Genomic DNA, 12997 nt, shown 5'->3' with positions numbered 1-12997 from the left:
GACTCTTACGGTGAGGCGACATGACTGAACAACCGGCTGTATTCACGCTGAAGCAGGGCACGCTGCCGCTGCTGATCTCGATTCCGCATGCGGGCACGCACATCCCCGACGACATCGCAGCGACGATGACGCCCGGCGCGCGCTTCGTCGACGATTGCGACTGGCATCTGGAGCGGCTGTACGGCTTCGCGGCCGATCTCGGCGCATCGATCCTCGTGCCGTCGCATGCGCGTTACGTCGTCGACCTGAACCGTCCGCCCGACAACGAGAACCTGTATCCGGGGCAGGACACGACGGGGCTCGTGCCGGTCGATACGTTCGACAAGGCGCCGCTGTATCCGGCCAACGCGCTGCCCGGCAACGACGAGATCATGCGTCGCCGCGACCGTTACTGGCTGCCGTATCACGACGCGCTGCAACGCGAGATCGCGCGCCTGAAGGGCGAACACGGCCGCGTGCTCGTGTGGGAAGCGCATTCGATCCGCTCGCACGTGCCGCGTTTCTTCGACGGCCGCCTGCCGGACTTCAACTTCGGCACGTCGAGCGGCGCGAGTGCGGCGCCCGGTCTCGCGGAGGCGCTCGCCGCGCGCGTGCTCGCGCACGGCGGCTACACGGCCGTCGCGAACGGGCGCTTCAAGGGCGGCTACATCACGCGTCACTATGGCGTGCCCGATACCGGCGTCGAGGCCGTGCAGCTCGAGCTGTCGCAGATCACCTACATGGAGGAGACGCGTCCGTACGCGTACGACGAAGCGCGTGCAGCGCGGATCGCGCCGCTGCTGCAGACGCTCGTCGAAACGGCGCTCGCGCATCGCTGAGCACCGGCCGCATGCATGCGGCAGCGCGGCGGGCAGTGCGTTCCGCCCCGTCGGCACATGGCAGGCGAGCCGATGCAATGCACAAAACGGCATCGATCCGCGCGATCGATGCCGTTTTTTTCGTCTGACCGATGGCGTCATCGGCACCTGAAAATTTGACGCAATTTTTCGGTGATATAAGCTGAATGTCAGGAAGTCGTCACGCGCGTACCGGCGGCGAGGCCATCGACGATGGCCGGACTGCGCCGGCATCCGCTGCGAGACATCTTGCTGACGTGTCGCCACGCGGCATAGCGACACGTGTCCTGTCTCCATCAGTCAGTCGAGTACGATCGTGAAAGCCGCCAGCCCTTCGATACGCCGGACGCGAAGTCCGTCGGCGGGCGCGCCGCCTCAGGCCGGGCCGAACCGGCATGCTGATCGCGGCACGCGCGCCACCCCGTTACGCGAGCCTCGCTTCTTCGCCATTTCCCATCGCGGCCCGCGCCGCTTCAATCTCGCGACCGCGCACCTGTCGAGCGCGGTGCAGTGCGACGGCAGCGCATCGTTGTTGCCCTAGCGTCCGTTTCCGCTTCCGTTTTCGCTTCCGTTCCGGGACGCATCGCCCGTTGCCGCAGCATCCGTGCGGCAGGATCGCGCCTGCGCCTGCGCCTGCGCCTGCGCCTGCGCCGCGCGATCGCACGCGCGTGCGACGTACCCGTGAACCTGGATCGTTGCGCGCGCAAGCGTGTCGCGCGCCCTTACCGGAGAGACGTCGATGCGTGAACGCCCGATCGTAGCCGTCACCGCCGACCGCATCCTGCGCGGCGCCCATCCGAACCACACGGCGGGCGAGAAGTACCTCGCCGCCATCGTCGACGGCGCCGGCGCGCTCGCGTTCGTCTTGCCCGCGCTCGGCGCGCGGCAGCCGGCCGACGCGATCGTCGCGGCAATCGACGGACTGCTGCTGACCGGCAGCTATTCGAACGTCGAACCGCATCATTACGGCGGCGCTGCGAGCGTACCCGACACGCTGCACGATCCGGCGCGCGATGCGACCGCGCTGCCGCTGATCCGCGCGGCGATCGACGCGGGCGTTCCCGTGCTCGCCGTCTGCCGCGGCATGCAGGAGCTGAACGTCGCGTACGGCGGCACGCTGCATCAGCGGCTGCATGCGACGACCGGCTTCGACGACCACCGCGAACGACCGGACGATCCGCTCGAACGGCAGTACGGTCCCGCGCATGTCGTGCAGCTCACGCCGGGCGGCCTGCTGCAGCGGATCGCGCGCGGCGCGCAAGAGGCGACGGTCAATTCGCTGCACGACCAGGGCCTCGCGCGCCTGGGCGCGGGGCTCGCCGTCGAAGCGAGCGCGCCCGACGGGCTGGTCGAAGCCGTCAGCGTGCGCGGTGCGCGTGCGTTCGCGCTCGGCGTGCAGTGGCATCCCGAATGGCGCTACGCGGAGCAGCCGCTGTCGCGCGACATCTTCGCGGCATTCGGCGCGGCGTGCCGCGCGCGGATGACGCATCGCCTTCGTGCGGGCGGCGGCGCGACGCCATCGCCGGCCGCATCCGATATCGACATCGACTAACGAGGCCGATCATGCAACCCGAACTGAGCGAATTCCTGCGACAGCACCGCATCACCGAAGTCGAGGCGATCATTCCCGACATGGCCGGCATCGCGCGCGGCAAGATCATTCCGCGCAACAAATTCGAATCCGGCGAATCGATGCGCCTGCCGCAGGCCGTGATGGTGCAGACCGTCACCGGCGACTATCCGGAGGACGGCACGCTGACCGGCGTGACCGATCCCGACATGGTGTGCGTGCCCGATCCGTCGACGATCTGCCTGATCCCGTGGGCAGTCGATCCGACCGCGCAAGTGATCCACGACTGCGTGCACTTCGACGGCTCGCCGGTCGAAATCTCGCCGCGCTACGTGCTGCGCCACGTGCTCGACCTGTACGAGGCGAAGGGCTGGAAGCCCGTCGTCGCGCCGGAACTCGAGTTTTATCTGGTCGACATGAACGCCGATCCCGACTTGCCGCTGCGGCCGCCCGTCGGCCGCACGGGGCGGGCGGAAACGGGTCGCCAGTCGTATTCGATCGAGGCCGTCAACGAGTTCGATCCGCTGTTCGAGGACATCTACGAGTACTGCGAAATGCAGGGCCTCGATATCGAGACGCTGATCCATGAAGTCGGCGCCGCGCAGATGGAGATCAATTTCATGCACGGCGACGCGCTGTCGCTGGCCGACCAGGTGTTTCTGTTCAAGCGCACGGTGCGCGAGGCTGCATTGCGTCACAACATGTATGCGACGTTCATGGCCAAGCCGATGGAAAACGAGCCCGGGTCCGCGATGCACATTCATCAGAGCCTCGCGGACATACGCACCGGGCGTAACCTGTTCGCCGACGAAAACGGCGCCGTGTCGCCGCTGTTCCACAGCTATCTGGCGGGGCTGCAGAAGTACACGCCGGCGCTGATGCCGATCTTCGCGCCGTACATCAATTCGTACCGTCGCCTGTCGCGCTTCATGGCCGCGCCGATCAACGTGCAATGGGGCTACGACAACCGTACGGTGGGTTTTCGCATCCCGCAGTCGAGCCCCGTCGCGCGTCGCATCGAGAACCGGATACCGGGCGTCGACTGCAACCCGTACCTTGCGTTCGCGGCGACGCTCGCTGCCGGCTATCTCGGCATGACGCAACAGCTCGCGCCGACCGAGCCGATCGCATCGGACGGCTACGATCTGCCGTATCAGCTGCCGCGCAACCTCGAGGAAGGCATCTCGCTGATGGCCGCGTGCGAGCCGCTCGCCGGCATCCTCGGCGACAAGTTCGTGAAGGCCTACCTGGCATTGAAGGAAACCGAATACGAAGCGTTCTTCCGTGTGATCAGCTCGTGGGAACGCAGGCATTTGCTGCTGCACGTGTAGACGTGCGGCGCTGTTTGACGGAGAAAACATGACCGATCGAAACGACGCTTTTCCGCAGTACTCGACCGCCGATTTTCGTGCGCTCGACGCCGCGCACCACATCCACCCGTTCTCCGACATGGGCGCGCTCAACCGCGCCGGCAGTCGCGTGATCGTGAAGGCCGACGGTGTCTACCTGTGGGACTCGGACGGCAACAAGGTGATCGACGGGATGGCTGGCCTGTGGTGCGTGAACGTCGGCTACGGCCGCAAGGAACTCGCCGACGCCGCGTATCGCCAGATCCAGGAGCTGCCGTTCTACAACACGTTCTTCAAAACCACGCATCCGCCGGTGATCGAACTGTCGGCGATGCTGGCCGAAGTGACGCCCGCCGGCTTCAACCACTTCTTCTATTGCAACAGCGGCTCGGAAGGCAACGACACCGTGCTGCGTCTCGTGCACCAGTACTGGCGCGTGCAGGGCAAGCCGCAGAAGAAGTACGTGATCTCGCGCAAGAACGGCTATCACGGCTCGACGATCGCGGGCGGCACGCTCGGCGGGATGGGCTACATGCACGAGCAGATGCCGTCGAAAGTCGAGCACATCGTGCATATCGATCAGCCGTATTTCTTCGGCGAAGCGCAGCCGGGCGAGACGCCCGAAGCATTCGGCCTCGCACGCGCGCAGCAGCTCGAAGCGAAGATCCTCGAACTCGGCGCGGAGAACGTCGCGGCATTCATCGGCGAGCCGTTCCAGGGCGCGGGCGGCGTGATCTTCCCGCCGTCGACGTACTGGCCGGAAATCCAGCGGATCTGCCGCAAGTACGACATTCTGCTCGTCGCCGACGAAGTGATCGGCGGGTTCGGGCGCACCGGCGAATGGTTCGCGCACCAGCACTTCGGCTTCGAGCCGGACTTGATCACGATGGCGAAGGGCCTGACGTCGGGCTATGTGCCGATGGGGGCGGTGGGCATTCATGAGCGCGTCGCGCGCCCGATCATCGATAACGGCGAATTCAATCACGGCCTCACGTATTCGGGCCATCCGGTGGCGGCGGCCGTCGCGGTCGCGAACCTGAAGCTGCTGCGCGACGAGGGGATCGTCGAGCGCGTGAAGACCGATATCGGGCCGTATTTCCAGCGCCGGCTGCGCGACGCGCTGGGCGACCATCCGATCGTCGGCGAGATCGCGGGGAGCGGGTTGGTTGCTGGCGTTCAGCTTGCGCGCGATCGTGAGCGGTTCGATGCGAGTGTCGATATCGGCACGATCTGCCGCGACTTCTGCTTCAACGGCAACCTGATCATGCGCGCGACCGGCGACCGGATGCTGCTGTCGCCGCCGCTCGTGATCCGCGAGGCGGAGGTAGACGAGATCGTCGACAAGGCGAAGCGCGCATTCGATGCGACGGCGGAGCGGGTGGGGCGCGTGCGGTAAGTCTCGTTATCTGCAAGCGGGCGCGTCGTCGCATGACGTGGCGCTTGCGTCGCAAACGACGCCAAAACGAAAAGGGCCTGCGTCGTGAGACGCAGGCCCTTGAATTCTTTGGTGGGCGGTACTGGGATCGAACCAGTGACCCCTGCCGTGTGAAGGCAGTGCTCTACCGCTGAGCTAACCGCCCAAAGAAGAATCAAATTATGTCAGAGCTTTTGGGGTTCGTAAAGCCCTTTCTGCAAATTTTTTCAAATAGCCGCAAGCACCGGTTCTCAGGCCGCATGCTCAGCCCGCGAGTGCCGGCAGCGCGTCGATCGATGCGCGCACGTAGCCGGCAAAGCGCAGCGCGACCGGTTCGGCGGTGCCGCTGCGTTTCAGCGCGAGCGTGCGCGATTCGAGCGACGCGTCCTTCAGCGGCACGAACGCGAGCCGGTCGCTTTTCGCCTGCTGCAGCACGCGCGGCACCAGCGCGATGCCCATCCCGAACTCGATCATCGACAGGATCGTCTGCCACAGCCGGGCCTCGTGGCGGATCAGCGGGCTGAATCCCGCGTTCACGCACTGCGCGATGATCAGGTCGTGATAGTGCGGCGCGGCGTCGCGCGGAAACAGGATGAACGGTTCCGTCGCGAGCGCGGCGAGCGCGATCTGCCGGCGCCGCGCGAGCGGATGCGCGGCCGGCAGACAGCACACGAACGGCTCCGCATAGACGGGCGCCGATTCGACGTCGGGCGGAAAGCGGCCCCAGTGCGCATAGCCGAGATCGATCTGGCCGCGCTGGATCGCCTGCACCTGCGTGTGCGTGTTCATCTCGCTCAGCACGACTTCGACGCCCGGATAGTCGGCCTCGAAGCGCCGCACCGCATCGGGCAGCCCGCGATACAGCATCGAGTGGACGAAGCCGATCCGCAGCCGGCCCGCGAGGCCCGATGCGGAGCGCACCGTCAGGCGCTCGGCTTCGGTCGCCTGCAGCAGCAGCCGGCGCGCTTCGCCGAGCAGCACCTCGCCCGCGTTGGTCAGCGCGACGGTCTTGTTGGTGCGCGAGAAGAGCTGCACGCCGAGCGCGTCCTCGAACTTGCGGATGTCGAAACTCAGCGCCGGCTGCGAGATGAACAGGCGCTTCGCCGCGCGCCCGAAATGCAGCTCCTCGGCGACCGCCACGAAGTAGCGCAACTGCCTCAGTTCCACGGTGTCTCCTCCCGGCGTCGGCATCGATAAGCGATATCTATCGTACCGGATAAATCCTGTATTGGACGCTTATCGACCGCACGCCTACGCTCTTCGGAAGGCTTGACGCAGGACCGGCCGGGCGTTGCGGCACGCGGCCCGGGCACCTGCGCAGGCAATCCAGGAGACGCACGCATGAACGACACCGCTCGCACGCCGGACCCCGGCGCATCCAATATCCCCGACAGCCGGGGTCTCAATTTCTTCACCGTCGATCTTGATCTCGGCGCGTTGCTGAAGCTGCATCTCGGCGACGCGCACTATGCCGAACTCGAGCCGCGGCTGCGCGCGCTCGGCGCGCGCGTATCGGGCGAACTCGACGAATGGGCGTCGCGTGCGGACAAGCATCCGCCCGTGCTCGAGCATCGCAACCGGCGCGGCGAGGCCGTGCAGCGGATCGACAAGGATCCGGCGTACGTCGCGCTCGAACGTGTCGCGTATGCGGAACTCGGGCTCGCGTCGCTGAGCCATCAGCCCGACGCGGTGCCGCCGCTCGTCAAGTACGCGCTGACGTTCCTGTTCGTGCAGGCGGAATTCGGATTGTGCTGCCCGGTCAGCATGACCGATTCGCTGACGCGCACGCTGCGCCGCTTCGGCGATCCCGAGCTCGTCGCGCGCTACCTGCCGAGGCTCGCGTCGCGCGACTTCGACACGCTGTATCAGGGCGCGATGTTCATGACCGAGCAGGCGGCGGGCTCCGACGTCGGCCGGATCGCGACGCGCGCGACCCGCGAAACCGACGCGCACGGCGAGACCGTCTGGCGCCTGACCGGCGACAAGTGGTTCTGTTCGAACGCGGACGCCGATCTCGCGATGGTGCTCGCGCGGCCCGACGGCGCGCCGGACGGCATCAAGGGTCTCGCGCTGTTCCTGCTGCCGAAGACGCTGCCGGACGGCACGCGCAACCGCTACCGGATCGTGCGCCTGAAGGACAAGCTCGGCAGCCGTTCGATGGCGAGCGGCGAGATCGCGCTCGAAGGCGCGCAGGCCTACCTGATCGGCGAGATCGGCCGCGGCTTTCACCAGATGGCCGACATGATCAACATGTCGCGTCTGTCGAACGGCGTGCGCGCGGCCGGGCTGATGCGGCGCGCGCTGAACGAAGCGCTGCACGTCGCCGCGCATCGCGACGCGTTCGGCCGCAAGCTGATCGAGATGCCGCTGATGCAGCGCCAGCTGATGAAGATGCTGCTGCCGGCCGAGGCCGCGCGCGCGATGTTCATGCAGATCGCATTGCTGCTGCCGCACGCGGATGCGGGCGACGAGCAGGCGGCGCGCTGCGTGCGGATCCTGACACCGCTGATCAAGTTCCGCGCCTGCCGCGACGCGCGCCGCGTGACGGGCGACGCGATGGAAGTGCGCGGTGGCACCGGCTATATCGAGGAATGGAGCGACGCACGGCTCGTGCGCGACGCGCACCTCGGCTCGATCTGGGAAGGCACGAGCAACATCGTCGCGCTCGACGTCGCGCGCGCCGCGCAGCGCGAACATGCGCTCGACGCGCTGCGCACGTTCCTCGGCGATCGTCTGGGCGCGGCGCCGCTGCCCGACGCGAGCCGCACGGCGCTGCGGCGCATTCTGGCGCGGGCGTGCGATGCGCTCATGCGGGTCGCCGACAAAGGCGACGACGCGCGCGTGCGGCAGGCCGCGTCCGCGCTGTATTACGCGAGCGCGGCCGTGCTGATGGCCTGCGAGGGCGCGCGGCTCGCGCCGGATTTCAGGCGTCTCGCGCTCGCGCACCTGATCGTGCGGCACAAGCTGCTGCCGGTCGATCCGCTCGCGCCGGCATCGCTCGACGATGAATCGGCCGCGTCCGATGCGCTGCTGCGTGGCACGCCGGTGCCGCTCGACATGGCGCTCGACCTGCTGCCGGAGGTCGAACGATGAGCACGATGACAGCGACACAGGCGGCGACGCCGAACACCACGCGCGGCGCACTGGACGGCCTGAAGGTCGTCGACCTGAGCCGCGTGCTGGGCGGCCCGTACTGCACGCAGGCGCTCGCCGACCACGGCGCGACGGTGATCAAGATCGAGCCGCCCGACGGCGACGAGACGCGCGGCTGGGGGCCGCCGTTCCTCGGCGACACGGCCTGGTACTTCATGGGCGTGAACCGCAACAAGGAGGGGCTCGCGCTCGACCTGTCGCACGACGAAGGGCGCGCGATCCTGTGGCGCCTGCTCGAAGACGCCGACGTGCTCGTCGAGAACTTCAAGCCCGGGACGCTCGCGCGCTGGGGGATGGATTACGCACGCGACCTGCAGCCGCGCTTCCCGCGGCTGATCCATTGCGCGGTGACGGGCTTCGGCGACGACGGCCCGCTCGGCGGCCTGCCGGGCTACGACGCGGTGATCCAGGCGATGGCCGGGCTGATGAGCGTGAACGGCGAGCGCGACGGCGCCGCGACACGCATCGGCTTGCCGATCGTCGACATGGTCACGGGGCTGAACGCGCTCGCCGGCATCCTGCTGGCGCTCGCGGAGCGCGAAAAGAGCGGGCGCGGCCAGTCGATCGACGTGGCGCTGTACGACTGCGGCGTGTCGCTGCTGCATCCGCACCTGCCGAATTTCTTCGGGTCGGGCCGCGTGCCGGAACGCAGCGGCAACGCGCATCCGAACATCGCACCGTACGACAGCTACCGCACGGCGACCGTGCCGATTTTCCTCGCGGTGGGCAACGACCGGCAGTTCGCGCGGCTCGTCGCGCATCTCGGGGCGCCGGCGCTCGCCAGCGACCCGCGCTTCGTCGATAACCGCAGCCGCTGCGCGCACCGGCCGCAGTTGAAGGTCGAACTGGAAGCGCGGCTCGCCGCGCACGCGTGCGAGCCGCTCGCGCGCGACCTGATGGCGGCCGGCGTGCCATGCGGGCCGGTGCGCACGGTGGCCGACGTCGCGCGCGATCCCCATGCGCTGCACCGCGAGCTGTTCGTCGAGATCGGCGCGTATCGCGGCACTGCGTCGCCGGTGAAGCTGTCGCGCACGCCGGCCATCTACCGGTCGGCGCCACCCGCGCTCGGCCGCGACACGCGCGCGGTGCTCGACCGTCTCGGCATCGATCGCGCGCTCCAGCAGCAACTGCTCCATGCCGGCGTGCTGAAGGTCGCGCCGGACGAGACGTGACGGGCGAGGGCCCCTGCAGATGAGAGTCGTCCCGAACCGACCGATCGCAACATCGACGGCAACCCCGGGGCAACGCAACGTAGCGCAATCCCGCCAGCCGGCGGCGCAACGCCGGCCGCCCGGCAACGCGCGCGACAGTCGCGCAGCCGAACAAACATGGAGACATCGATGAGCCGTCCGCAATCCCCGCCCGCCGCACAGCCGCGGCCCGGCCGCGCCGCCCTCGCGGCGTTCGTCGGCACCACGATCGAGTGGTACGACTTCTACATCTACGGCACGGCCGCCGCGCTCGTGTTCGGCAAGGTGTTCTTTTCGAGCACGATGGACCCCGGCGTCGCGACGCTGCTCGCGTTCGTCACGTTCTGGGCCGGCTTTGCCGCGCGGCCGCTCGGCGGGATCGTGTTCGGCCATCTCGGCGATCGCGTCGGCCGCAAGACCGCGCTCGTGATCACGCTGGTGATGATGGGGCTCGCGACGACCGGCATCGGCCTGCTGCCCGGCTATGCGTCGATCGGCGTATGGGCGCCCGCGGGCCTCGTCGTGCTGCGCGTGCTGCAGGGCATCGCGGTCGGCGGCGAGTGGGGCGGCGCGGTGCTGATCGCGAGCGAGAATGCGCCGAAGCATCGCAGCATCCTGTATGCGGCGTTCGCGCAGCAGGGCTCGCCCACCGGCAACCTGCTGGCCACGGCCGCGTTCTTCGCGCTGAGCGCGCTGCCGACGCCGTCGTTCCTGATGTGGGGCTGGCGCATTCCGTTCCTGCTGTCGGCGGTGCTCGTGATCATCGGGATGGTGATCCGGCTGCGGCTCGAGGAGTCGATCGACATGCAGCGCGTGCTCGCGCGCAAGCGCACGGTGAAGCTGCCGCTGCGCGACGTCGTGCGCGACCACTGGGTCGTCGTGCTGCTCGCGGCCGGCACGCTGCCGGTGATCAACGTCACGTATTTCCGCAGCACGTTCGCGCTGTCGTGGGCGACCAGGGAGCTCGGTTACGCGCAGGGCACGTTCCTCGGCATCCTGTCGATCTCGCTCGTCGTGCAATTCCTCATGCAGCCGGTCGGCGCGTGGTTCGTGTCGAAAGTCGACATGCGGCGCGCGATGTGCTGGATCCTGATTCCCGAGATCGTGCTGATGCCGGTGATGTTCCATGCGCTCGCGACGCGTTCGTACTGGGTCGCCGTCGCGGGCATGTGCATTTCGACGATTCCGTCGGCGATGTTCTACGGCGCGGTCGGCGGCGTGCTCGCGCGCGTGTTCCCGGCCAACATCCGCTATACGGGCCTGTCGCTTGCGTATCAGTTGAGCGCGCTGGTCGTCGGCGGCGGCACGCCGGTGCTCGCGCAGGCGATCCTCAACGCGACCGGCAGCATCGTCGGCGTCGCGGTCGCGTCGGGGCTCTATGCGCTCGTGTCGCTCGCGTGCATGCTGGCGCTGCTCGATCGCACCGGGTATCGCGCAGACGAACTGTCGAGCGCCGAGCGCAGCGATGCGGCCGAGTGGGGCACCGAGAGTACGGGGGCGGGAAGCCTCGCAGGCGAAGCCGCGCAACCCGACGATCGCGGCACGTTGAAGCCGGCAGGTTGAGCGGGGCAGGCCGGTGCGATGCGGCGAGGTGGCGATTCGGCGATTCCGCGGCATCGGGCGCCCGGCGGGCCGCGCGTCGCGTTGCCTTCGCTGGCGCCGGACCACGCATTCCCAAAAGCAAACGGCACCGTGCGATACACGGTGCCGTTTGCCTGGACATCGGCTTCACGTCGCGACGCCGCCGGTACGGCGCGGCCGTCGCGAGTCGCGTCGCTTTAGCCTTCCGTCGGCGGCACGTAGCCGGACGCCTGGTCCGCGCCGTCGCCGAAGAAGTACTTCTCCGTCTGCTTCATCAGGTACTGGCGTGCGCGCGGGTCGGCCATGTTCAGGCGGTTTTCGTTGATCAGCATCGTCTGCTGCTTGAGCCAGCCTTGCCACGCTTCCTTCGAGACGCTCTCGTAAATGCGCTTGCCGAGTTCGCCCGGCAGCGGCGGGAAATCGAGGCCTTCGGCTTCCTTGCCGAGCTTCGCGCATTGGATCATTCGAGCCATCGTGTACTTCTCCTGTAATCGGTCTGGGGGGAAGGGCAGTCGTGCCTGCGCTCAGAGCTGCTTCATCAGCACGAGCGACTTGCGCTGCCAGTTATAGAGTTTGCGGCGGTCTTCCGGCAGGTCGTCGACGCTGACCTTGACGAAGCCGCGCTTGAGGAACCAGTGCTCGGTGCGCGTCGTGAGCACGAAGATGTGCGTGAGGCCGCGCGCGCGGGCGCGCTGCTCGATGCGCTTGAGCAGGCGTTCGCCGTCGCCCGAGCCCTGCGCTTCCGGCGCGACCGTCAGGCACGCCATCTCGCCGATCTTCTCCTGCTGGTACGGGTACAGCGCCGCGCAGCCGAACAGCACGCCATCGTGCTCGATCACCGAGAAGTGGTCGATGTCGCGTTCGATCTGGTGGCGGCCGCGCCGCACCAGCGTGCCGTCCGACTCGAGCGGCTCGATCAGCGACAGGATGCCGCCGACGTCGTCCGGCGTCGCCTCGCGCAGGCTCTCGAGGTTCTCGTACGAGATCATCGTGCCGACGCCGTCGTGCAGGAACAGTTCGAGCAGCATGCTGCCGTCGAGCGATTGCGGGATCAGGTGCGCGCGGGTCACGCCGCCGCGGCATGCACGGATCGAATGCTTGAGGAAGAATGCGTCGTCGCCCTGGATGTTGCCGGAATCGAGCAGCTCGGCCGCCGCGTCGAGCGACATTTCACGCACCAGCTCGCCTTCGTCGCCGACGATGCCGGGCCCTTCGGTCAGGAAGATGATCTTGTCGGCGCGCAGCGCGATCGCGGCCGCCGACGCGACGTCTTCCATCGACAGGTTGAACGCCTCGCCGGTCGGCGAGAAACCGAGCGGCGACAGCAGCACGAGCTTGCGGCTCGCGAGCGAATGACGGATCGATTCGGCGTCGATCTTGCGCACGATGCCCGTGTGCGCGAAATCGACCCCGTCGAGAATCCCCACCGGCCGCGCGGTCACGAAGTTGCCCGACACGACGCTGATGTGCGCGTGCGCCATCGGCGAGTTCGGCAGACCCTGGCTGATCGCGGCCTCGATGTCGAGGCGCACTTCGCCGGCCGCTTCCTTCGCCGATTCGAGCGCGCGCGCATCGGTGATGCGCAGCCCGTGCGAAAACTCGGATTCGACACCGTGCAGGCTCAACTGCTCCTCGACCTGCGGGCGGGAGCCGTGCACCAGCACGATCTGAATGCCCATCGCCTGCAGCAGCGCGATGTCGGACACGAGCGCATTCAGCAGCCCCTGCTGCACCACCTCGCCGCCGAACCCCACGACGAACGTGCTGTTGCGGAACTTGTGGATATAGGGCGCGACGGAGCGCATCCAGTCGACGAACTGCGCGTGGCTGGCGGCCGAATCGTCGGCGGCCGGCGGCGTCGCGGCGCCGGTCTGGGCGGGAGGGAGGTCGGTTTGGGAATTCAT

10 protein-coding genes and 1 tRNA gene are annotated in these 12997 nt (G+C 67.9%); 7 read left to right on the top strand and 4 right to left on the bottom strand.

The genetic code is table 11. The annotated features are described in order from the left end of the window. Positions 1-20: 20 nt before the first annotated feature. From hutG to KR541_RS11165, 4 genes are all read left to right on the top strand, one after another. Positions 21-818, top strand: coding sequence for an N-formylglutamate deformylase (gene hutG / locus KR541_RS11180; RefSeq protein WP_050017983.1), 798 nt, complete (start codon positions 21-23; stop codon positions 816-818). Between the two features lie 757 nt (positions 819-1575). After that, positions 1576-2388: a gamma-glutamyl-gamma-aminobutyrate hydrolase family protein gene (locus KR541_RS11175; RefSeq protein WP_050017982.1), complete on the top strand. Its 813-nt coding sequence runs from the start codon at positions 1576-1578 to the stop codon at positions 2386-2388. A gap of 11 nt (positions 2389-2399) precedes the next feature. Then, the gene (locus KR541_RS11170; protein ID WP_050017981.1) at positions 2400-3737 is read left to right on the top strand and encodes a glutamine synthetase family protein; all 1338 of its coding nucleotides are present in this window, start codon (positions 2400-2402) and stop codon (positions 3735-3737) included. A gap of 28 nt (positions 3738-3765) precedes the next feature. After that, positions 3766-5151, top strand: coding sequence for an aspartate aminotransferase family protein (locus KR541_RS11165; RefSeq protein ID WP_176016048.1), 1386 nt, complete (start codon positions 3766-3768; stop codon positions 5149-5151). 109 nt (positions 5152-5260) lie between these two features. Here the strand turns inward: KR541_RS11165 and KR541_RS11160 are convergent. Further along, a tRNA-Val gene (locus KR541_RS11160) sits at positions 5261-5335 on the bottom strand. Positions 5336-5433: 98 nt separating this feature from the next. Continuing rightward, positions 5434-6336, bottom strand: a complete 903-nt coding sequence (locus KR541_RS11155; RefSeq protein ID WP_050013031.1) for a LysR family transcriptional regulator — start codon at positions 6334-6336, stop codon at positions 5434-5436. 174 nt (positions 6337-6510) lie between these two features. On the opposite strand from KR541_RS11155, the gene KR541_RS11150 reads away from it, so the two are divergent. The 3 genes from KR541_RS11150 to KR541_RS11140 all read left to right on the top strand — a co-directional run bounded on the left by KR541_RS11150 (position 6511) and on the right by KR541_RS11140 (position 11075). Next, complete coding sequence (locus KR541_RS11150) at positions 6511-8262, top strand: acyl-CoA dehydrogenase family protein (RefSeq protein ID WP_050013030.1); 1752 nt, start codon at positions 6511-6513, stop codon at positions 8260-8262. A 5-nt stretch (positions 8263-8267) separates the two neighbouring features. Then, positions 8268-9494 (top strand): CaiB/BaiF CoA transferase family protein, encoded by a 1227-nt coding sequence (locus tag KR541_RS11145; protein ID WP_089488668.1) that lies wholly within the window; start codon positions 8268-8270, stop codon positions 9492-9494. 168 nt (positions 9495-9662) lie between these two features. Next, entirely contained in the window at positions 9663-11075 is a 1413-nt protein-coding gene (locus KR541_RS11140; RefSeq protein WP_050013029.1) for an MFS transporter, read from the top strand. 215 nt (positions 11076-11290) lie between these two features. On the opposite strand, the gene KR541_RS11135 is transcribed toward KR541_RS11140, so the two are convergent. Both KR541_RS11135 and argA read right to left on the bottom strand, forming a co-directional pair. Beyond that, the gene (locus KR541_RS11135; protein ID WP_006478357.1) at positions 11291-11566 is read right to left on the bottom strand and encodes an oxidative damage protection protein; all 276 of its coding nucleotides are present in this window, start codon (positions 11564-11566) and stop codon (positions 11291-11293) included. A gap of 51 nt (positions 11567-11617) precedes the next feature. After that, a complete protein-coding gene (argA, locus tag KR541_RS11130) occupies positions 11618-12997 on the bottom strand; it encodes an amino-acid N-acetyltransferase (RefSeq protein ID WP_050013028.1) in 1380 nt (459 codons plus the stop codon).

The sequence above is a fragment of the Burkholderia sola genome, assembly GCF_905400185.1.
GTDB classification, from domain to species: domain Bacteria; phylum Pseudomonadota; class Gammaproteobacteria; order Burkholderiales; family Burkholderiaceae; genus Burkholderia; species Burkholderia sola.
Note: the sequence above shows the minus strand (reverse complement) of the source record. Positions and strands in the feature narration are given on the sequence as shown.

Coding starts and splice junctions, on each gene's coding strand:
- KR541_RS11140 (WP_050013029.1), top strand. CDS start 9,663: ATGAGCCGTCCGCAATCCCCGCCCGCCGCACAGCCGCGGCCCGGCCGC.
- hutG (WP_050017983.1), top strand. CDS start 21: ATGACTGAACAACCGGCTGTATTCACGCTGAAGCAGGGCACGCTGCCG.
- KR541_RS11175 (WP_050017982.1), top strand. CDS start 1,576: ATGCGTGAACGCCCGATCGTAGCCGTCACCGCCGACCGCATCCTGCGC.
- argA (WP_050013028.1), bottom strand. CDS start 12,997: ATGAATTCCCAAACCGACCTCCCTCCCGCCCAGACCGGCGCCGCGACG.
- KR541_RS11145 (WP_089488668.1), top strand. CDS start 8,268: ATGACAGCGACACAGGCGGCGACGCCGAACACCACGCGCGGCGCACTG.
- KR541_RS11170 (WP_050017981.1), top strand. CDS start 2,400: ATGCAACCCGAACTGAGCGAATTCCTGCGACAGCACCGCATCACCGAA.
- KR541_RS11165 (WP_176016048.1), top strand. CDS start 3,766: ATGACCGATCGAAACGACGCTTTTCCGCAGTACTCGACCGCCGATTTT.
- KR541_RS11150 (WP_050013030.1), top strand. CDS start 6,511: ATGAACGACACCGCTCGCACGCCGGACCCCGGCGCATCCAATATCCCC.
- KR541_RS11135 (WP_006478357.1), bottom strand. CDS start 11,566: ATGGCTCGAATGATCCAATGCGCGAAGCTCGGCAAGGAAGCCGAAGGC.